General features: G+C 61.9%; 19 protein-coding genes. 6 read left to right on the top strand and 13 right to left on the bottom strand.

What is annotated here, in order from left to right; translation table 11 throughout:
• Positions 1–33: 33 nt before the first annotated feature.
• Entirely contained in the window at positions 34–321 is a 288-nt protein-coding gene (locus AC1VVK_RS22580) for a hypothetical protein (RefSeq protein WP_482905424.1), read from the bottom strand.
• A 1,552-nt stretch (positions 322–1,873) separates the two neighbouring features.
• Here AC1VVK_RS22580 and AC1VVK_RS22575 point away from each other — a divergent pair.
• The 3 genes from AC1VVK_RS22575 to AC1VVK_RS22565 all read left to right on the top strand — a co-directional run bounded on the left by AC1VVK_RS22575 (position 1,874) and on the right by AC1VVK_RS22565 (position 3,451).
• Complete coding sequence (locus AC1VVK_RS22575) at positions 1,874–2,479, top strand: Ros/MucR family transcriptional regulator (RefSeq protein WP_482905423.1); 606 nt, start codon at positions 1,874–1,876, stop codon at positions 2,477–2,479.
• An 87-nt stretch (positions 2,480–2,566) separates the two neighbouring features.
• Positions 2,567–3,199, top strand: coding sequence for a response regulator (locus AC1VVK_RS22570; protein WP_482905422.1), 633 nt, complete (start codon positions 2,567–2,569; stop codon positions 3,197–3,199).
• 63 nt (positions 3,200–3,262) lie between these two features.
• Complete coding sequence (locus AC1VVK_RS22565) at positions 3,263–3,451, top strand: hypothetical protein (RefSeq protein ID WP_482905421.1); 189 nt, start codon at positions 3,263–3,265, stop codon at positions 3,449–3,451.
• Positions 3,452–3,488: 37 nt separating this feature from the next.
• On the opposite strand, the gene AC1VVK_RS22560 is transcribed toward AC1VVK_RS22565, so the two are convergent.
• From AC1VVK_RS22560 to dld, 7 genes are all read right to left on the bottom strand, one after another.
• Positions 3,489–4,193 (bottom strand): glutamine amidotransferase, encoded by a 705-nt coding sequence (locus AC1VVK_RS22560; protein ID WP_482905420.1) that lies wholly within the window; start codon positions 4,191–4,193, stop codon positions 3,489–3,491.
• 16 nt (positions 4,194–4,209) lie between these two features.
• Positions 4,210–4,386, bottom strand: a complete 177-nt coding sequence (locus AC1VVK_RS22555) for a YezD family protein (protein WP_482905419.1) — start codon at positions 4,384–4,386, stop codon at positions 4,210–4,212.
• A 10-nt stretch (positions 4,387–4,396) separates the two neighbouring features.
• Positions 4,397–5,350: a sulfate/molybdate ABC transporter ATP-binding protein gene (locus tag AC1VVK_RS22550; protein ID WP_482905418.1), complete on the bottom strand. Its 954-nt coding sequence runs from the start codon at positions 5,348–5,350 to the stop codon at positions 4,397–4,399.
• Positions 5,347–6,186, bottom strand: coding sequence for a sulfate ABC transporter permease subunit CysW (gene cysW / locus AC1VVK_RS22545; protein ID WP_482905417.1), 840 nt, complete (start codon positions 6,184–6,186; stop codon positions 5,347–5,349). The genes AC1VVK_RS22550 and cysW overlap by 4 nt, the downstream gene beginning before the upstream one ends.
• The gene (gene cysT / locus AC1VVK_RS22540; protein ID WP_132386199.1) at positions 6,183–7,034 is read right to left on the bottom strand and encodes a sulfate ABC transporter permease subunit CysT; all 852 of its coding nucleotides are present in this window, start codon (positions 7,032–7,034) and stop codon (positions 6,183–6,185) included. Before cysT ends, cysW begins: the two co-directional genes overlap by 4 nt.
• A 46-nt stretch (positions 7,035–7,080) precedes the next feature.
• On the bottom strand, positions 7,081–8,118 hold the full coding sequence (locus AC1VVK_RS22535; RefSeq protein ID WP_243652466.1) for a sulfate ABC transporter substrate-binding protein: 1,038 nt from the start codon (positions 8,116–8,118) through the stop codon (positions 7,081–7,083).
• 249 nt (positions 8,119–8,367) lie between these two features.
• Entirely contained in the window at positions 8,368–10,125 is a 1,758-nt protein-coding gene (dld, locus tag AC1VVK_RS22530) for a D-lactate dehydrogenase (protein ID WP_482905416.1), read from the bottom strand.
• A 212-nt stretch (positions 10,126–10,337) separates the two neighbouring features.
• On the opposite strand from dld, the gene AC1VVK_RS22525 reads away from it, so the two are divergent.
• Complete coding sequence (locus AC1VVK_RS22525; protein ID WP_482905415.1) at positions 10,338–11,072, top strand: SDR family oxidoreductase; 735 nt, start codon at positions 10,338–10,340, stop codon at positions 11,070–11,072.
• Between the two features lie 18 nt (positions 11,073–11,090).
• On the opposite strand, the gene AC1VVK_RS22520 is transcribed toward AC1VVK_RS22525, so the two are convergent.
• From AC1VVK_RS22520 to AC1VVK_RS22500, 5 genes are all read right to left on the bottom strand, one after another.
• Complete coding sequence (locus AC1VVK_RS22520; RefSeq protein ID WP_482905414.1) at positions 11,091–13,211, bottom strand: PKD domain-containing protein; 2,121 nt, start codon at positions 13,209–13,211, stop codon at positions 11,091–11,093.
• A gap of 215 nt (positions 13,212–13,426) precedes the next feature.
• Complete coding sequence (locus tag AC1VVK_RS22515) at positions 13,427–14,107, bottom strand: Fe2+-dependent dioxygenase (RefSeq protein ID WP_482905413.1); 681 nt, start codon at positions 14,105–14,107, stop codon at positions 13,427–13,429.
• 67 nt (positions 14,108–14,174) lie between these two features.
• On the bottom strand, positions 14,175–15,023 hold the full coding sequence (locus AC1VVK_RS22510; protein ID WP_482905412.1) for an SDR family oxidoreductase: 849 nt from the start codon (positions 15,021–15,023) through the stop codon (positions 14,175–14,177).
• Between the two features lie 47 nt (positions 15,024–15,070).
• Entirely contained in the window at positions 15,071–16,042 is a 972-nt protein-coding gene (locus tag AC1VVK_RS22505; protein WP_482905411.1) for a TauD/TfdA dioxygenase family protein, read from the bottom strand.
• A 59-nt stretch (positions 16,043–16,101) separates the two neighbouring features.
• Positions 16,102–16,860, bottom strand: coding sequence for a TetR/AcrR family transcriptional regulator (locus AC1VVK_RS22500; protein WP_482905410.1), 759 nt, complete (start codon positions 16,858–16,860; stop codon positions 16,102–16,104).
• Between the two features lie 210 nt (positions 16,861–17,070).
• Here AC1VVK_RS22500 and AC1VVK_RS22495 point away from each other — a divergent pair, with 210 nt between their 5' ends.
• Together AC1VVK_RS22495 and AC1VVK_RS22490 are read left to right on the top strand one after the other, a co-directional pair.
• Positions 17,071–17,982 (top strand): TauD/TfdA dioxygenase family protein, encoded by a 912-nt coding sequence (locus AC1VVK_RS22495; protein ID WP_482905409.1) that lies wholly within the window; start codon positions 17,071–17,073, stop codon positions 17,980–17,982.
• 47 nt (positions 17,983–18,029) lie between these two features.
• Positions 18,030–19,106 (top strand): LLM class flavin-dependent oxidoreductase, encoded by a 1,077-nt coding sequence (locus tag AC1VVK_RS22490; RefSeq protein WP_482905408.1) that lies wholly within the window; start codon positions 18,030–18,032, stop codon positions 19,104–19,106.
• The last annotated feature ends 714 nt before the right edge of the window (positions 19,107–19,820 follow it).

Below are 19,820 nucleotides of genomic sequence, written 5' to 3'. Positions count from 1 at the left end.
TCGGCAGGTCGGTATAAAAGGTGCCAATCGGCGTCAGGATCTGGGGATATCCTGCTTGAGGCTTGAGCAAATCGTCTTGAGCAGAGAAATCGATTCCGAATGCCCATTGATCGGTTGCGCGCGTTCCAACGAAATCTCGATGCCGGCGTCGATTGCGACTTCTACAATTTCTATGGCCTGTGCGACATCGATGATTGATCTCGCAATCAAGCCGTGAATCAGGCTTTCGACAAGCAAAACTGCTGCATGGCCGCTGCCATCTTGGTGTTCGCCTGAGGCGTTGATGGCCGTATCCGTTTTTGCGGTTGGAAGATCGCTCACAACACGGCTCCGTCAGGCGAAAGCACCAGGTCCTTCAGCCGTCGGAGCCTGAATGAGTGTGGCCGACGATCACCTATCGTACCAGTGTTTCGCCTAATTTCCACAACCTATATTAACAATTCCACATAAAATTTGGCAACTTCCTGCACGGGGGGATTCGGGCACTCAGAGAGTCGAGCTGATCCTCGTGGGCGAACGTGACACGGTCGCTGGACAAAAGAATGAAGGCGTCTCCGGCGATGGGCGGCCTGCAAATTACATTCTTTCATTTTTGGCGTTTTGCCCGAGAAGATTTTTCGATCCGGCAATGTTTATTCGGTTCCGAATAGAAATTGTCCGAAGGCATTACCGAATTGAGCATGGATTCGGAACGACAGTGCACACCCCAGCTACGTGCGACTAGCTGGGGTGTGCACCTGACCGCGTCGTGAAGACTCAAGGGGGCAGTTGAGCTCCATTGGCAATGCGATTGACCTTGCCAGGCAAGGGTTGCGGCACCCCAACGCGGATGAATTAAATATAACATCCATCAATAATATGTAAATATAAAATCCGATTATCACTAGGGTGCGCTAGCTCATGTATGAGGCTTCAGTATGGGTTTCCCTAAAGTAAAGTATTTTCTCTTATTTCGTTCTTGGGCCTGCCTGCGATTCGCCAAAAATGGGGTTCTCGAATTTAGGCGCGGTAGCTGCTTGGATTCGTTTGCGATCTGCTCCTGAGTGTCAGGCGCCATGCAAAACTGGGCCGGTAGCGAGAAATAGAACTGGGCCCCCTCCTGAAGGAGGAGGGACTGATGGGTAGCCTGGATAATGCGACAGTTTACGCGGTGTCTGCGCGGAGAGATTCGATGCTCGAGCTTGATGCGGTGACAGCTATAGATTGCGCGAAAAGCGGCGGAGTGCCCTTCTGCAGAAGGCCACTCCGTCGCTTAATTCCGTAATCGCTTGAGCATGAAAAAAGGGGGGGCAGTTTTACGTGTCGCCCCCGGCTCAATTCCCGGCGTCGTTTGACACCTGGGCGATAAGATGATTGAGCATCTGTCCCTCAACCTCCGCTCGCTCGTCGCTTTGCCGCTGTGCAACGAAAAAATGCGTCCCGTATAGATTCCCACGAAATCTCTGATTTCTGGACGGGTAGTATCTACCTGAATCTCATTGGTAGTACCACAAAAGTAGAAGTGACCGGTACACTGTCCGCCAACGGGAAGCGCCTTCATCCGTCATCCTTGGGTCGGTGAGCGTTTGTCGCTCGCCTATCCGATCTGAAGGCTTCCCAGCAGGCCCAAATCTGCATCCCCATAATTGCCCAATTTTATATAGAAATATCAATATAGATTATGGAAATGCGATTAGATACTGGTACGATGATCAGCGATCGTCGGCTGCTGCTTCCAGTCAAGCTCCTGCGATTGAGGGACCCGGTCGTCAGGCCCCGCTTCCGTGGCTGGGTTATTCGGCGCCGGCTGTGTCGAGCCATTTAGCATTTACGGTTTAGGTGTTCGCGATGGAAAACACGTGATTTATGGCTCGTAAAACAGGGGGTGTTTAACATGGTGCAAGGCAGAATTCTCGATCTGACTTCGGACATCGTTTCAGCGCACATCAGCAGAAACACGGTTTCTACGTTTGAACTTCCGCAGCTGATTTCGGCGGTTTATGACACGCTTGCTTCGCTGGGTAAGGAGCTGGAACCTGCCGTGTCGGAACGAGTGCCGGCAGTTTCGATCCGCACGTCAGTGAAGCCCGATGGCATTACTTGCCTCGAATGCGGAGCAAAGCAGAAGACGCTGAAGCGGCACCTTAGAACCCAGCATAATCTCTCTGCGGACGAGTACCGAGCGCGCTGGAACCTGCGATCCGATTATCCGATAGTTTCTGCCGACTACGCGGCAAAGCGTGCAGAACTCGCAACCCGGATCGGCTTTGGGGACGCAGTGGTCCTCAAGAAGACGCCAGATGAGGCCGTCCTAGACAAGGCCGTTTCAACCAAGGCACCGGCATTGAAAGCCGTCGAGCCGGGGGGCGCCGACGTTGCGAGCAGAAGGGCTGCCAATGCGGTTCCAGCTCCCAAACCCAAGCGCAAGCCACGCAAGAGCGGTGTCGAAGCGGCCGTACACGCTGGCTTGCGGTTCAATCGCGAGCGTCCAACACCATAGGGCGAATTATGCATGCCAGGGCCGAAGAACAGCCAACGTTGCAACAAATAGGGAGGATGGGGGATGTCATCTTCGTGCTGCCGGATAGTGATCGCTGATGATCATGAGGCGATACGTGAGGGCGTTCGCGCAAGTTTAAAGGACCGTCGAGGCTGGCAGATCGTTGGCGAAGCGGCCGAAGGTCTCGGCGCGTTGAAACTAGTCCGGGAAACTCAGCCTGACATAGCCATTGTTGCTTATTCACTGCGGCAGATGAACGGGTTGGCACTCACTCGCGCAATCAAGCGCGATCTGCCCGGCACTGAGGTCTTGATTTACACGATGCACGAACGGGAGAGTATTGTGCTCGAGGCCTTGGACGCCGGCGCGCTCGGCTATGTGCTGAAATCCGACACGATCACAAATTTGATCGAGGCGCTCGAGGCGTTGGCTAAGCACAAGCTCTATATCTCGGCTGCATTGGCGGACCGGCTGGAAAATTATTTCGTGGAACACGGACGCAATTCGGCGAATACATCCCCACTTACTTCGCGGGAGCGTGAAATTGTCCAGCTCATAGCAGAGGGAAATTTTAATAAGTCTATCGCGCACAAACTTACCATCAGTGTCAAGACAGTAGAGGCTCATCGCACATCACTGATGCACAAGCTTAAGGTACGGTCGACCGCCGATGTTGTCCGCTACGCATTACGAAACAACATGGTGGATGTGGGGAGTTAATTAATTCGCACATTCCTGCAAGCGCGGAAATTCTCTCGCGTCAATTGAGCGCTGCTGTCGGTCTTGCTGGTCAGATATACATTCTTTGGCCTCGACGCTCTGGGTGACCGGCTTGAGGATCCGTTTGGTCGTGAGCCGAATGACCTGCCCCTCGATGCCATCGCGCGGACGGTGGAGCGGGAGATGCTGCCGGCTTTGGGAGAAACGGATTTGCCGCCCGCAATCGCGCCGGTCGGGTACTTGCTTCAATAAAACGGCGAATGTTATGGCTGCGCCGCGCTTGCGCGCTTTAGCGCAGTCCGGCCAGCCACTCGCCGATCATCGCTCGCCCCGCCGCCACGGCGGCGGGCCCCAGCGCCTCGTGCGCGCCGCGCAGCGACGCTTCGTCGCCGCCTGCTTCGATCACCGCGCCGGGCCATTGCTCGATCCATGCATCGAAACGCGGGTCCATGCCCATTTCGGCATGGAACTGAAGCCCAAGGATATTGCTGCCGCGCCGGAAGGCCTGATGCTCATAGACATGGCTCGACGCGAGTAGCTCGACATTATCGGGCAATGTGAAGGTATCCCCATGCCAGTGCAGCACCGGCACGCCTGAAATATGACGAAGCGGGCTGTCGGCCGCGTGATCGTGCACTCTCACCGAGTGAAAGCCCACTTCCTTGGCAGGCCCCGCATAGACCTTGGCGCCCAGAGCTGCCGCCATCATCTGCGCGCCGAAGCAGACGCCCAGTGTCGGCCGGTCTGCTTCGAGGCGCAGGGTCAACCGGCGCATCTGGCAGGCGATCCAGGGATAGCGGTCCTGCTCGTAGATCCCCATCGGCCCACCCATCATGATGAGCAGGTCAGGCTCGCGCAAGTCGAGCGAGGAGAAAGCGGGATCGGTTACATCGATGCGATCGACGAGATAGCCGTGATCCTCGATGGGCTGGCGGAAGCCCGCCACGCCCTCGTAAGGGACGTGGCGGATGATCAGCGCGGTCTTCTGCGGCATTGCCCTATTCGTTCGCCTACTGGAAACGCTTTTTTTCGGTGACGTCGATCTGCACCACACGCCCGTCGTGAACGGTTAGCGAGATCTGGCCATAGCGCAAGTTCAGCAGCGCCTCGCGCACGGTGGCGAGATTTTCCTCAAGCTGGCGTTTTTGCTCGGGAGAATTGGTCTGCTGGGGAGAGTTGGCAGTCATCTGGGTATCCTCAATCTGCAAAAGTTCGCGATCGCCGGGCTTCGATGCGTACCGTCTGGCCGACTGACGGGGGAACTTGGTTGGTATCGACGTCGATCTCGATAATGGCATTGCTGTCCGCCAGCCGCCCCTCGACGCGCCAGGCGCTGCCTTTGCGGAAGACATTGTCCACCGCGACCGCATCGCCGCCCTGGGCAACGATGGCGATGTCATGCGGGCGCACGTGGCGGCCGTCAGGCAGGCGGTTGGTCTCGCCCACGAAGTGCGAGACGAAGGCAGTTGCCGGTTCCATATAGACTTCTTCGGGTGTGCCCACCTGGTCGATACGGCCATGATCCATGACCACGACGCGGTCGGCGAGTTCGAGTGCTTCCTCCTGATCGTGAGTGACGAAGATCGAGGTCAGCCCCATCTGCTTGTGCAGGTCGCGCAGCCAGCGGCGCAGATCCTTGCGGACCTTGGCGTCCAGCGCGCCGAAGGGCTCGTCCAGCAGCAGCAGGCTCGGTTCGATGGCCAGTGCACGGGCAAGCGCCACGCGCTGGCGCTGGCCACCGGAAAGCTGGCCCGGATAACGGCCGCCAAGCCCGTCGAGCTGGACGATCCGCAGCAGTTCGTCGGCGCGGGCCTTGATCTCGGCCTTCTTCGGACGAGTCTTCGACTTGCGCACATTGAGCCCGAAGGCGACATTGTCGGCCACGGTCATGTGGCGGAACAGCGCGTATTGCTGGAACACGAAACCGACCTTGCGGCGGCCCACCGGAATATCCGACACGTCCTCCCCGTCGAAATAGACGTGGCCTTCGTCCTGGAACTCAAGGCCGGCGATGATGCGCAGCAGGGTGGTCTTGCCCGAACCGGAAGGACCGAGCAGGGCGATGAATTCGCCCGGCTGGATCTCAAGGTCGATGCCGTGAAGCGCGGCGTAGTCGCCAAAACGCTTGGTGATATTCTGGACGCGGATCAATGTCTTGCTCCTGAGTGAAGATCGAAGCGCCATTCGAGCACGCTCTTGAGAACAAGCGTGACGAGCGCGAGTGCGGCCAGCAGCGAGGCCACCGCGAAGGCTCCGACAAAGTCGTATTCGTTGTAGAGGATCTCGACATGCAGCGGCATCGTGTTGGTCTCTCCCCGGATATGTCCGGAGACCACCGAAACCGCGCCGAATTCGCCCATGGCGCGCGCGTTGCAGAGCAGCACGCCATAGAGCAGGCCCCAGCGGATGTTGGGCAGGGTTACGTGCCAGAAAGTCTGCCACCCGTTGGCACCGAGCGAGAGGGCGGCTTCCTCGTCGTCCTTGCCCTGCTCCATCATCAGCGGGATCAGTTCGCGGGCGACGAAGGGGAAGGTGATGAAGACTGTTGCCAGCACGATCCCCGGCACGGCGAAGATGATCTTGAGCCCGTGCGCCGAGAGCCACGGCCCCAGCAGGCCCTGAGCGCCGAACAGCAGCACGAAGACCAGACCCGAAACCACCGGGGAGACCGACAGCGGAAGGTCGATCATGGTCAGCAGCAGGTTCTTGCCGGGGAAACTGAACTTGGTGATAGCCCAGCTTGCCGCAAGGCCGAACACGACGTTGAGCGGAACGCTGATCGCCGCGATGAACAGCGTCAGCCGGATGGCTGCGAGTGCATCGGGGTTGGAGACGGCCTCCAGGAAGGGTTCGATGCCCTGCTTCAGCGCCTCGATGAACACCGCGACAAGCGGCATCACGAGGAAGAAGGCGAGGAAGGCAAGCGCGACCAGGATCAGGACGACCTGGGTGGTGCGGCTCTCGGTGCCGGGAGCGTGCTGCCTCATGAGCCGAGCCTCCGGCGGCGGGCAGACTGCATGGCATTCAGCGTGAACAGCACGGCGAAGGAAATCAGCATCATGATCATGGCGATCGCGGTGGCACCATTATAGGCATATTGCTCCAGCTGGGTGACGATCAGCAGCGGGGCGATCTCGGTCCGGCCGGGCATGTTGCCCGAGATGAAGATCACCGAGCCGTACTCGCCCACCCCGCGCGCGAAGGCGAGGGCGGCGCCGGTGAAGAGCGCGGGCATGATCGCCGGGAAGATCACGCGGAAGAAGGTCTGGAAGCGATTTGCGCCCAGCGTTGCCGCCGCTTCTTCCACGTCCAGCCCCAGATCGGCGAGCACCGGCTCCACCGAGCGCACCACGAATGGCAGCCCGATGAAGATCAGCGCCACGGTGATGCCGGTGGCGGTGAAGGCGACCTTGATGCCCAGCGGGTCAAGAAACTGCCCGACCCAGCCCGTTGGCGCATAGATCGACGTCAGCGCGATGCCGGCCACTGCGGTTGGCAGCGCGAAGGGCAGGTCCACCAGCGCGCTGACGATCCGCTTTCCCGGAAAATCGTACCGCACCAGCGTCCAGGCCACGAGCAGCCCGAATACCGCGTTGACCAGCGCTGCCGCCGCCGCCGTGCCGAAGCTCAGGCGATAGGCCGCCATCGCGCGGTCGGAGAACCCGACCTCGACGAACGCGTGCCAGCCCATGCCTGCCGATTTCAGGAACAGCGTGGAAAGCGGGATCAGGACGATCAGGGAAAGCCAGGCGAGGCTGAACCCGAAAGTCAGCCCGAAACCCGGAAGTACTGAAGGCGCGCGCCATCGCGGCTTGCGCATTGCAATTGAGGTCATCTGCAGTGGCCTGCTCGATTGGGGACGCCGTTTGGGAAGCGTCGTTTCACTTCTTCGTGTAGATACGGTCAAATGCGCCGCCATCGTCGAAATAGGTCTTCTGCGCATTCGCCCAGCCGCCAAAGTCCTTGTCGATGGTGACGAGGTTGACCTTCGGGAACTGCGTGGCGAACTGTTCGGCGATCTTGGGATCGCTCGGCCGGTAGAAGTTGCGGGCGATCGCGACTTGCGCCTCAGGCGTATAGAGATATTCGAGGTAGGCCTTCGAGACTTCCTCGGTACCGTGCTTCTTCGCATTGGCGGCGATCACTGCGACCGGCGGTTCGGCGAGGATCGAGATCGAGGGGTTCACGATTTCGAACTTGCCCGCGCCGAGCTTCTTCTCGGCGAGCAGCGCCTCGTTTTCCCAGGCCAGCAGCACGTCGCCGATGCCGCGTTCGACAAAGGTCGTGGTCGATCCGCGCGCGCCGCTGTCAAGCACCGGAACGTGCGAGAAGAGCTGCTTCACGTAAGTCTCGGCAGCGGCATCCGATCCGCCTGCCTTACGGCCATAGGCCCAGGCGGCCAGGAAGTTCCAGCGCGCGCCGCCGCTGGTCTTGGGATTGGGCGTGATGACTTCCACGCCCGGCTTCACCAGATCGCCCCAGTCATGGATGCCCTTGGGATTGCCCTTGCGGACGAGGAAGACGATCGTCGAGGTGTAAGGCGAGCTGTTGTTGGGCAGCGCCTTCTGCCAGTCGGCCGGAAGCAGCTGTGCCTTCTTCGAAATCACATCGATATCGTAGGCGAGCGCCAGCGTGGCGACATCGGCCTCAAGCCCATCGATGATCGCGCGGCTCTGCTTGCCTGAGCCGCCGTGGCTCATGCGGAAAGTCACGTCCTGCCCGGTCTTCTTCTTCCAGTAGGTGGCGAAGGCGGGGTTGATCGCCTGGTACAGCTCGCGGGTCGGATCGTAGGAGACATTGGTGATCTCCACGCTGTTGCCCGACTTGTTTCCGCCCGAACATCCGGCGAGCGAAACGGTAAGCGCCGTCGCAGCGGCTGCGGCCAGGAACATGCGGCGATGGATTGGCAGGGTATTCATCGTGTCACGTCTCCCGTTGAGGCTTGCATGCCTAATCTCAATTGATTTGGTTGACATTAAAGTTCTTGTTGCAGGGTGACAAGCGGCGTTTTGGAGGCAGGCCATCGCCCATCCGGAGGATGTGGGCGGAAGGCCCGGAAGAAGCCCGATTTTTCGGCCGCGAGGCGCTGCGAACTTGTGGGTAACCGGAGGCAGACCGCCTCGTTCCAGCGCCAGGGCGGTATCGCCCGACCGCTGGTGCCCGCCCGTTCACTGCGACGGTGCGCCTTCGGGAGTAGGGGTGTGGGCCGTGCGCGGCGTATGTCCAATTCCCGGATTGAACATGTTGCAGGGATCGAGCGCGGCATAGTGCGCGCTCAGCGCCGGCTTGGCCTCATAAAGATGGCCGACGTTGTGTTCGGCCGGATATTCGGCGCCGCGCCGGTCGAGCAGGGGCAGCATGGCCTGTTCCAGTGCCGCGCAGTCGGTGCCCTTGGCGACGATATAGTCCTGATGGAACACGTGGCAGAAGAAATGCCCGTAATAGAGCTTGTGCAGGATCGGCCGCTCGATCTCTTCTGGCAGGTGTTCGAGCCAGTCCTCGCAATTGCGGGGCAGCGCGATATCGAGCGCGACGATGTCCTCCACTTCCTCCGGGTGGACAGCCCGGTACCGTATGGCCGCTCCGGCCGCCGCGAAGCGGTGGAGGAAGGCGGCTTCGGCCTCCTCGTCACTGCATTCGAAGACCTCGCCCGTTGCCGAAGGGAAATGGCCGGCAAGCCAGCCTCGTGCCTCTTCTATGCCGTCATCGGCCATGCGCAGCATGAGATGATGCTCGAAACGGTCGCGCCAGTCCCTGAGGCGGCGCGGCAGGTGTCCGGGCAAGCGATCCGCCGCCCACTGCATCACCTTGTCAGAGAGGTTCGACGGCAACAGGCGGCTGCGCCGGGTAAACGCATCCACCCGCGCCTTGCCTGCGAACAGTGCAGGCAGCCGGTCGGTGCCCAGCTTGCGGATGGCGAGGTAGGTATCCTTGCCATAGCGTTCGGCGATATCGAAACAGTCGCGGTGCATGTACTCGCCCGCGACCGGCAAGTGCGCGAAGCCGCCCAGAACCGCTCGGCGCAGTGCAGTGAGTTCGGCCGGGTCGTTGGTGCCCACGTAGAACACCCGGGTTGTGCGATCCTTGACGAAAGTATCGAGCCGCACGGCGAAGAGCATGACCTTACCCGCGCTGCCCGATGCCTCGAACAGGCGGGAGGGGTCGGCATTGAAGCGGGCGGGGCTTGAAGCATCGATTTCGCGCACATGGTCGGCATAGCCGTGGTCGCACGCCGCGCGATCTTTCGCCGGATCGACATCGGACTCCGCGAATTCGCCGCGTTCGAGACGGGCGAGCATCGTTTCCGGCTCCTCCCCCAACGCGATGCCGAGATGATTGACAAGTTCGAGCCGCCCGCCCGCATCGACGCGGGCGTAAAGCGCCAGTTCGGTATAGGCAGGCCCGCGCCGCACGAGCGCACCGCCCGAATTGTTGCAGATCCCGCCCAGCACCGACGCGCCAAGGCAGGACGAGCCGATCACCGAATGCGGCTCGCGCCCCAATGGCTTCAACATGGCTTCCAGCTTGTAAAGCGTGGCGCCGGGCAGGCAGACCACTTGCGAGCCGTCCCGGATCAGCCGAATGCCGCCGAGCCGGCGCATGCTGACGATCACCACCGGACGGTCATAATCACCGTCGGGCGTCGATCCGCCGGTGAGGCCGGTGTTGGCCGCCTGCGCGATCACGATCACTCCCGCATCTACACAGGCGCGCAGCACGCGCCATTGCTCGACCAAACTACCCGGCTGGGCCACGGCCAGTACCGGGCCGGAGCCGAAGCGATAGCCGGTGCGGAAAGCCAGCGTGGCCTTCTCTCCCGTCAGCACATGCCGTCGTCCTACCGCTTCGCGCAGGCGCACAAGGAGTGCGCCGGCCGCCTTCGGGACGGATGGAATCGCGCTGGAGCCGGGGCAGTCGATCGGCATGGCGTCTCGTCGGCTGGCCGGGTTTCCCGGCGGGGGCAGTCCCTTATGGGGTAACCCGCTAACGCTAAATGCGCAATTGGATGGCGATCTCCGGCGCCATTTACTCCGGATTGCGGGCTGGCGATGTGCCTCGGGTCCCGGTATCGGGGGGCGATGACCAGATCGAACGCCACCCGCAGGTTTGCCCTCTTCTCCACGCCGGAGGCCCCGGCATGACGCTGGCTGGCAAAACCGCGTTGGTGACCGGTGCGACGGGCGGCCTGGGGCGTGAAATCGCTTTTGGCTTTGCCGAGGCGGGGGCCCACGTCGTTGTGCAGGCGCGCGGCCGTGACCGGGCGGAGGACGTGGTTGCCGCCATTGCCGGTGCGGGCGGAAGCGCCGAGGCGGTGGTTTTCGATCTCGCCGATACGCAGGCCGTGGCCGAAACGCTGGCGGGGCAACGGACCGTGGACATTCTCGTCAACAATGCTGGCCACCGCGATCGTAGGGCGATTTCCGAACTGGACCGTGAGGCGGTTCGCTACATGCTGGAAATCAATCTGGTCGCTTGCTTCGATCTTGCCCGTATTCTTGCTCCGCGCATGAGCGCAGGGGGGCGCATCGTCAACGTGACCTCGATCGCCGGCCCCATCGCCCGGGCCGGAGATGCCGCGTACACCATGTCCAAAGGCGGGCTTGAGGCGCTGACCCGGGCGCTCGCCGCCGAGCTGGGCAGCCGGGGCATTACTGTCAACGCCGTTGCCCCGGGTTATTTCGCGACCGAGGCAAATGCGGAGATGGTGGCCGATCCCGGCATTGGTCAGCACCTTGCGCGGCGTACCTCGCTCGGCCGCTGGGGGCGTCCGAGCGAAGTAGTGGGGCCGGTGCTTTTCCTGGCCTCACCCGCCGCTTCCTATGTCACCGGACAGGTCCTGGCCGTTGACGGTGGGTATCTGGCCCACTTTTGACGGGCCAGATACCCCGTCCTAGGGGCGCACCACGATCTTCGCCCGCGACAGATTCTGGATGCGGGCAAAGGGCGTGTTTGCATCGCCCTCGCGCTGGGAGGCGGCGCGCAGGACCACGAAGTAGGTACCCGGCTTGTCGAAGCTATGCGTTGTGGAAACCGTGACGTTTGCACCGGTTTCCGGCTTCGCGTCCTCGTCGAAGGTGCCGTCGCCCTCGAAGTCCCACTGCGCGGAGACCACGGAACCGGCGCCCGGCGGGACCGATACCGTTCCGGCAAGTCGCACCGGCTGTCCGCGTCGCACGTCCGTCTGCGCCTTGCCATTTGCCGTTATCGTGACGACCGGCTGGATGCCCTGACGCGCGCTCGCCGCGGCGGGGACCTGAATTTGCCCGTCAACCACCTTGTACTGCGTCGATTGTGGCGGCGCCTTGCCGGTTTCGACCCATGCGGACATATCGCGCAGCGCCTGCTGCAACACGCCGATGTAGGATATCACGCGCGAGGGATCGTCCTGCTTCGTCTGGTCGCCGTGAAGCGCGCGGTCAGTGTACCAGATGCGGAACCGGTCATCGAGCGATGCGCCCACGTTCGCGGCAACCTGCCGGCGATACCAGTCGCCCTGCCACGCCAGCGCCTCGCGGTCCCACATGTTCTCGATTAGGATCACTTTGCCGTCGAACTTGCCAGTCGGCACCGCGCCCGAGGCGTTCTTCGTGAACATCGGGCCGAGCAGCATCTTGCGCTGCGCATAGCGCGGTGTGCCGTCGGCGGTGCGGAACTGGTCCCAGACTGGATATTGGCCGTCATTTGGCGGAACCTGATGCCGGTGATAGCTCTCCACCGCCAGAATATCGCTGTTGTCGAGCGTGACCGCATCGCCCGCCTTGACCTGCGCCACGACGCGCGGATCGTTGATACCGATCATCGCGATGCCGTCCTTGACGTCGCTCAGCAGCAATTTCTTGCCCGATGGCAGTACGAGGTCCGCCAGCAGCAGCGGCTTGCCCTGTGGCACTTGCTCCAGTCGCAGGGCCACCGGCACTTCGTCCGCCGAATTGAGCCCCATCGCCTTCCACGCGAGGTCGGCAGTGCCTTTTGCCGTGCCGGGGGAGCGGCCGGTGTCGAGCCCCATGGTCTCGGCCTTCGCCTCTGTGATGACCTCGACGATGCGGGTGGCGGTGTGCGTCCGGTCGGCGGCGTAGAGTTCGGGGCTGTCATGCCCCTCGTAGCCGGGCTGGCTCCAGAAGTCGCTGAAGTAGCTCGGATCGACCATGCGCACGGCGCCGAAAAGCAGCGCGAAGGCGTGCGGCCCCATCGTCCGCCAGGCATACCAGGACTGCGGCGGGAAACCCATGCGCGTGGCTTCGACAAGCGCCGCCTTCTGCTGGGCGTCAAGCCCGGCGTAAGGATTGCCGTTGCCGCCCGCGTCGAGCGCCGCGACGACCCCGTCCAGCTTCGGGCCAAGCACGCGCATGGCATTGAGGCGGACGGTGAACATGTTCGGAATGGCCATTGGCGAGCCGAGCACATAGGGCACTGCACCGTCCCAGACGCCGTGGGTGTTCTCCAGCGAACCCAGCGTGCGATAAGCGCCGCCGCTGCCGCCATAGGCATATCCGTAGACATGCGGACGCGGTGCGTAGACCTGCGCGGCCACGAAACGCGAAAAGCGCGCGGCGGCGGCATTGGCGCGATAGGCGCCGATGGTCTGGTCCATGCCGCCGAACGGATCGGCCGCCTTGGGGCCGCCGCCATTGGTCTCGATGAAATAGGCCCCGCTGGTCAGTGCCGCGCCGATCCGGTCTTCCTCGCCGCTCAGCCCTTGCGAGAGCGTTTCGCTGTCCGGTACCGGCGTGATGTACTGGAAGAACCGGCCTTGCCAGCCATCCACCGGGAAATAGTAGGAAAACCGGGTGTCGGTACCTTCGAAGCCGCCGTGGACGTAGCGGTAGGCGATTGTCCCGTCATGCCGCACTTCGTCCAGATCGACGAAGGGATGGGCGAACATGGCATCCTCGGCGGTATAGCCATCGGCCCGAAGCGTTGTCTTGGCGGGGGTCTCCACAGCAGCGGTTGCCGCCATGACAGGCGTCGCCGCCACGCAGGCGAGTGCCAGCGTGGCCGTCGCCGCCAGCATTCCTGCACGCATTTGAGTCGGGCGCAAGGATCGCGCGCGCTGGTCGTTCGAAGTCCCGTGCTTCCGCATCCTCATTTTCTCCCGCTTATCCGGCGCACTCGTCGGCGCGCTTTGTCAAACCTCTAGCGCGGTTGGGGCGAAGAGCGCCGCAATATCTTGGAACCGCAATGATTATCGCGGTGGCGGCAAAAGCATCCATCAGGAGTGCCGAATTCTCAGGTAACCGACCACTGGCGGAGCAGGTTATGATAGACATTGGTCAGCGCATCGACCGAACCGTGTTCCGGATGATCGCCCGCAATCGACTGGATCGCGCCGTCCAGTTCGAACATCAGCCGTCGGCGCTCCGGAGAAGCGACGAAGCTCTGTGTCCAGAAGAACGAGGCAAAGCGCACGCCGCGTGTTACCGGCGCGACCCGGTGCAGGCTACTGCCGGGATAGACGACCAGAGAGCCCGCCGGAAGCTTGACCGTATGGTTCCCGAACATGTCCTCAATAACAAGTTCGCCACCGTCGTACTCGTCGGGATCGCTGAGGAACAGCGTGCTCGACACGTCGCTGCGCAAGTGCTCGCCCGTACCAGGGATCGGGAAGATCGCGTTGTCGACATGGTTTCCGTAGTGCCCATGCCCGTCATAGCGGCTGAAACGCGGTTGCAGGATGCGCTGGGGCAGGGTGGCGGCAATGAATAGCGGCGTTTGGTAAAGCCGCGTCAGCACCCGGTCGGCAAGTTGCCGGGCCAGCGGGTGATCGAGCGGGAGTTGTTCGTTCTCCTTGACGAGCGCCGCGCGGTGACCTGCGGTGGCGCGCCCGTCCGCCCAGTTGGCCGCTTGCAGCGCCTCGCGGATTTCGCGCACTTCGTCGGGTTGGAAAAGCTCGGGAATCTCGATGACCATGCGGCCTTACTTGCGCAATATGCGCAAGATGACAATGCCGGCGCGGGAGAGTGCCTGAGCCCGGCCGTCACTCTTCGGCGGCGTAAAAGGCGTCTGCGAAGTCGAAGGCGTCGTAGACGATGCGGCGATAGGTTTCGTCGAAAGTCTTCCGGATTGCGCCGTCACTGATGACCATCGGGCGATCCTCCTCCACGGCCTTGACGACCAGCTTGCCGACCAGTTCGGCCGGCCGGAATTTGACTTCGGCATGCCACTGCGCGCCATTGGGGATCTGCACTTCGCCCTCGCCCGGACCGCCGAAACGGGCAGGGCGGTAGCGGGCATTGTTGGCCTTCATGTTGCTGACGACGCCGTGGGGCACGAAGGCCGTGACCCTCACGCCCTGTTCGCGCGCCTCGATGGCAAGGTTCAGCATCATGCCGATGATCCCCATTTTCGCGCCCGAATAGGCCGCGTGATAGGGGATCCAACTCGGCAGCAGCCCGGCGGTGGAGGCCGTGGCGCAGAAATGCCCGTCGCGCGCGGCCACCATGTCGGGATAGAAGGTCTTTACACAGTTGAGCACGCCCAGCAGGTTGGCATGGATGATCCAGTCGATGTCGTCCGCACTCATGTCGGTGATGCGCTCGAACGAGGTTGCTCCGGCGTTCGCGAACAACAGCGAGACGGGGCCGAGATGCTCGGTGGCAGCCTGTTTCGCGGCTTCGAGAGAGGCCATGTCCGTCACGTCGCAGCCGATCGCCAGCGCCTTGCCTCCCATCGCGGCGATCTCGCGGGCGACCGCTTCAGCGTTTTCGGGAAGGATATCGGCAATCGCCACGGCCGCGCCCTTGGCGGCGAGTTCAAGCGCCAGCCCGCGCCCGATGCCGCTGCCTCCGCCGGTCACCACGGCCGTCCGGCCCGCCACTTTGGTCATCGCGTTCCTCTCCCCCTGCGTCGGTGTTCTTCAGGCCCTGAAGGACCCTACATTCTCACCGATGTCGTTATGTCGTTCATTGCGGCGGCCGGGGCGAATTCGAAACGACCTAGGCCATAATCTCCGGCAATCGTGGTGCGCTGCATAGTGCGGCCAAGCGCCGGGTCGTTGCCCGAGACGGCATGGAGCATGCGCCAGTTGTCCCAGATCAACATCTGATCAAGCCGCCATCCGTGGTGATAGCTTTGGGCGGCGGCGATGCTGTTGACAGTCTGGCAGACCTCTTCCAGCAGCGCCTCGCCTTCCGGCGTCTCCAGCCCGAGAATGCCGTCGGCCATGTAGGGTGAAACGTGAAGGCAGCGCCCGCCATCGGCGCGTGTCCAGATCGCCGGATGGATTGCGCGCGGCGCGCCTTTCCGATTTTCCATCATTTCGAGCGCACCCGGCTTTTCGCGGACCACGCGCAAGGTCTCAGGCTGGCCGAAACGGTTGGTCTGATAGGCGACGTTGAGCGTATAGAGGATTTGCGCCTGTTCGAGCCGATCGCGCAGGTCAGCCGGAAAGGCGCGATAAAGCGCCAGTCCGTCGACGAAGCCGGTAAGCCCACCCTCGGGCGTGATCCGGGTCGCCCGCAGCACACCAGCCCGATTGAGCTCGTTGTTATAGCAATGGTCGAAGTGCCAGGGCAGCCAGTGCGCGAGTTGCTTGCCTTCGATCTCGACGACGCCCGATGCGTTGGGTTCCTGCTTGATCTCGACCACGCCGGGCAACTTGCTGGCATCGACCCGGCTGACTTCCTTCAGCGGATGTTCCTTGAGCGGGCCGAATACGCCGCTCAAGGCCACCTGCATCTCGTCGCTCTGCTCGATCCCGTCGAAGACGATCAGCCCCTCACGCTCGAAGGCATCGAAGATCACCCGGCGGCTGGCTTCGTCCGCCAGAACCGCGTGCGTGACACCGGAAATGCGCACGCCGAAAGGCAGGTCCTGTCTGAGCGGTTCGATCCTCAATGTGCCCATTCCTTGCATCCCTTTCCATTTGGCGCCCCGATCGTTTCATCGGTAGCGCGCCGCCGTTTCTACGGCATCTGTGCATTCAGCATTGAATCGACCAGCAGTCGCCGCAATTGCTCGTTTTCGCGCCTCAGGTGTTGGAGTTCCAAAGTCGCGGTTTCCGGCGCGCCGTTGCCCGCCGGGGCTCTGCGGCCGTCCGCTCCGGACAAGAGGCCGTGAAGCAGCACGTGGACGGCATAGCGGATGTTGCTCTCGATCTCGTCGGTGCCGACGGTCATGCCCCAGGCCGTCACGGTGGGCGGACCGCACACGACGATGTACATATAAGCAATTGCGGCGTTGCGTGCCTGCTCCTCGCCGCATTCGAGGCGGCGGCGGAACAGGCCGGCCAGCCAATCGACGGTCGGGCCGGTGCCGGCATTATAAGTGAAAGCGCCGATCTCCGGAATTCTGGCGGATTCGGCGTTGGTGATTCGCAGCAGGCTGATGCCGTCCTCGCTCATTACATTCGCAACGAGGAGGCGGCCGATGCGTAGCAGAGTGTCCTCGAAATCGTCGCTCTCGCAGGCCTCGAGCGTTTCGAGGGGCAGTATCCAGTCCTCGATCGCGCGCTCCAGCGCGGCCTTGAAGAAGGTGAGCTTGTCGCCATAGCGCTGATAAAAGGTGCGTTTCGCCATACCCGCTGCCGCGCAAATTGCGTCGATGCTGGTGCGCTCGAACCCGCTTTCCAGGAACAGTACCAGAGCGCGGTCGAGCAACTCCTCGTTGCTGAGCGAGGGGCGTCCCGGCCCCCGGCTCGGCGGAGCTACGTGCCCTTCGATCACCTTCACACCTCCCCCGCCCGGCATTGGGATACAATTAAAACGATGTAGGTATTAAATGCTTGCATGTTCCTACCAGGTGATGGAATGTGTGGGTAATACGCCTATGTATGAAACGATACGGGTGATAATCGGCTCGGCAACCGTGTCGGTCAAGCCCCGAAAGGATAATAGGACATAGCGCGGCGCAAAGCCGGCGGAGGAGAGGCGGACGTGGGATTCGCAGGCGGAATTTCCGAATCCGAAACGGCCATGCCATCGGGCGGGAAGGCGGCTCTCCCGCTCGCCCCGCGCATTGGCTCTCAGCTCATGATCGACAAGGCGGCGCTGCTTTCTGGCCGCCACGCTGCGCAAATTCGCGCCTTGCTGGCCGAGCGCGGTGTCGTGGTGATGCGCGGCTTAGGTGTCGATGACGAAGAATTGCGCACGATCGCACGCAGCCTTGGCGAATTGCGCATCGGCAAGGCGCGACGCGGTGCCGACGGCGCGGTGCTGGCCGAAGGTGATGGCGGCGTGCTCCGCGTGACGCTCGATGAGACACGCAACCCCGAATACGCGCGCTTCCTGTTCGGCAACCAGCTCTGGCACATGGACGGCACTTACGAAGAGGTTCCGCCTTTCGCCACGCTGCTGGCACCTGTGCGCTTGTCCAACCGGGGCGGTGATACGCTCTTCGCCAATACTTGCGCCGCCTTTGCGGACCTTGCCGAGGAAAAACAGCGGCGGCTCGAAAAGCTGCGCGTGGTCCACACGATGCAGGCGGCGCTTTTTCCCGCCAAGCGCGATTGCACGGTGGAGGAGTTCGCGCTGTGGAGTTCCTATCCGCAGCGTTCGCATCCGCTGGTCTGGCAGCACCGTTCGGGCGCGCGTTCTCTCGTCCTCAGTACGTCGGGTGCCTATGTCGAAGGCATGGAACCGGCGGAAAGCCATGACCTGCTCCAGCGCCTGATGATCCACGCCACGCAGGACCAGTACGTCTACCGTCACAAGTGGCAGCCGGGCGATCTCGCGATCTGGGACAATACCGGCACGATGCACCGCGTGGAACCGTTCGACCGTGAAAGCGGACGCGAACTGCATCGCTGCACGCTCAACGGCGAGGAACCTGTCACGGCGCCGGCCTGAAAGGCTGAATGCGACCACTGACCCAACGCAATACGAGGATGAGCAACATGCAGGTCGGTATCCACCTGGGCTTCCAGAATCTCCACGGCATGCCGGACGGCGATTTCTTCCGCCGCGAGACCCAGCTCGCGATTGAGGCCGAGGCCATGGGCTTCGACTTCGCCGCGGCGGTGGAACACCACTTCACCGACTACGCCGCCTGTCCCGATCCGCTGCAACTGCTGACTTACGTCGCCGCGAAGACGAGCACAATCAAGCTGATGCCCGCGGCGGTCATTCTGCCGTGGAACGATCCGCTGCGCGTGGTCGAAAAGACCGCCATGCTCGACCATCTCAGCAACGGCCGCGTGATCCTGGGCATGGGACGCGGCGCAGCACGGCGCGAATTTACCGGCTTTCGCACCGATCTAGCGGATTCCCGCGAACGCTTCGACGAGGCGGCACCGATGATCCTGAGGGGGCTGGAAACCGGATTCGTGGAAGGCGCCGGACCGCACTTCCCTCAACCGCGTGTTGAAGTTCGGCCCCGGCCTGAGGGTTGGTCGAAAGAACGCTGCGTCATGGTTTCGATGTCGCGATCCTCGGTGGAGGAAGCAGCCCAGCTCGGCCTGCGCACGCTGCGGTTTTCGCAAGGCGACTGGGCCAAGGCGTTGCCCGAGATCGACTTCTACCGCGAGACTTTCGCCACGCTCCACGGCGAACCCGCGCCGCCTTTCGTCATCAGCGATTTCGTCGTCTGCTTCGAGGACGAGCAGCAGGTGATCGATTATACCGACAAGTACTTTGCCGCGCAGTTCCAGCAGGTTGCCCAGCATTACGAGTTCGGCGGCGAGCATTTCCGCAGCCTCCCGTCCTATTCGACATATGTTTATCTGGGCGAAGCGGCCGAAGCGGCGGGCGGCCCGGACAAGGCCTATCGTGACTACATCTCCGGCAACATGATCGGCACCCCCGACCAATTGGTCGAAAAGCATTTCGCGCGAGCGGAAATGGTCGGCGACTACTGGATTATCGCCAATTTCAGCTTCGGCGGCATGCCCTACGACGAAGTCTACCGGCAGATGCGGACTTTCGCGGAGAAAGTCATGCCTCGCTTGAAGGAGAGCGCGCGAGTGACGGCCTGAGCCAGTCCATCCGCGCTACCCCGCCGTCTTCTCGCCCATCACGCTGGGTATCCGAGATCGTACTGCCAACATGCGGCGGCAATGTGTTCGGCTTTTCAACGACAAATCGGTTCGAGCGGCAGATTTGCCCGTTCTCTGATCAAGATTGACGTGGCTATTTCGGCCGACACCGAACGAACTGCAACGCGCCTCATCGCGGTCGTTCAAGTTCCCCGAGCCTCTCCTAAAACATGCCATGACCGCAGTGCCGACTCCGGCCGGGCCCAAGGGCCGTGTCGTCGGACGAACCGGTTAGTCCCCTTCCGGTCGCTGACCCGAGAAGGGTGCCGTTCATAAAGGTTCCCTGACCCCAGGCCAAAAACGACCGCAAGGAGGGACGATCCGGAGCGGCTCCTATCGGAACAACGAGGGTTTAAGCGCCCGTTCATTGAGGTTTTAGCGCGCTCGCTTTGAGAACAGAATGTCGAGACGGCTGCGTTGGACGCTCGCAGCGAGCATCTGGGGGCGCTCGATAGGATGCAAGCACTAAATTCGCTCGCGTTATTCGAAGAGCTATTCTTTCGCGGCCAGGAATATCGGTGTGCAGAGTTAGGGAACTCGCTCACAAGATCCGTAACCACGGCAAAACTCATCTCAATGGCGTTTTTATCCTCGGCATTGAGCGCTGAGAAGAGCAGATCAAATTTGGCCATGACTAAAGGCTTGAAATCAGGC

It is taken from the genome of Novosphingobium sp. BL-S-32, assembly GCF_056857055.1.
The sequence above is the reverse complement of the archived record's forward strand: the minus strand, read 5'-3'. Positions and strand labels throughout refer to the sequence as shown.

Excerpts from the sequence above, each read along its gene's own strand:
- cysW (WP_482905417.1), bottom strand. The coding sequence starts at position 6,186 with ATGAGGCAGCACGCTCCCGGCACCGAGAGCCGCACCACCCAGGTCGTC.
- cysT (WP_132386199.1), bottom strand. The coding sequence starts at position 7,034 with ATGACCTCAATTGCAATGCGCAAGCCGCGATGGCGCGCGCCTTCAGTA.
- AC1VVK_RS22535 (WP_243652466.1), bottom strand. The coding sequence starts at position 8,118 with ATGAATACCCTGCCAATCCATCGCCGCATGTTCCTGGCCGCAGCCGCT.
- AC1VVK_RS22560 (WP_482905420.1), bottom strand. The coding sequence starts at position 4,193 with ATGCCGCAGAAGACCGCGCTGATCATCCGCCACGTCCCTTACGAGGGC.
- AC1VVK_RS22555 (WP_482905419.1), bottom strand. The coding sequence starts at position 4,386 with ATGACTGCCAACTCTCCCCAGCAGACCAATTCTCCCGAGCAAAAACGC.
- AC1VVK_RS22575 (WP_482905423.1), top strand. The coding sequence starts at position 1,874 with ATGGTGCAAGGCAGAATTCTCGATCTGACTTCGGACATCGTTTCAGCG.
- AC1VVK_RS22490 (WP_482905408.1), top strand. The coding sequence starts at position 18,030 with ATGCAGGTCGGTATCCACCTGGGCTTCCAGAATCTCCACGGCATGCCG.
- AC1VVK_RS22505 (WP_482905411.1), bottom strand. The coding sequence starts at position 16,042 with ATGGGCACATTGAGGATCGAACCGCTCAGACAGGACCTGCCTTTCGGC.
- AC1VVK_RS22525 (WP_482905415.1), top strand. The coding sequence starts at position 10,338 with ATGACGCTGGCTGGCAAAACCGCGTTGGTGACCGGTGCGACGGGCGGC.
- AC1VVK_RS22510 (WP_482905412.1), bottom strand. The coding sequence starts at position 15,023 with ATGACCAAAGTGGCGGGCCGGACGGCCGTGGTGACCGGCGGAGGCAGC.
- dld (WP_482905416.1), bottom strand. The coding sequence starts at position 10,125 with ATGCCGATCGACTGCCCCGGCTCCAGCGCGATTCCATCCGTCCCGAAG.
- AC1VVK_RS22515 (WP_482905413.1), bottom strand. The coding sequence starts at position 14,107 with ATGGTCATCGAGATTCCCGAGCTTTTCCAACCCGACGAAGTGCGCGAA.
- AC1VVK_RS22520 (WP_482905414.1), bottom strand. The coding sequence starts at position 13,211 with ATGCTGGCGGCGACGGCCACGCTGGCACTCGCCTGCGTGGCGGCGACG.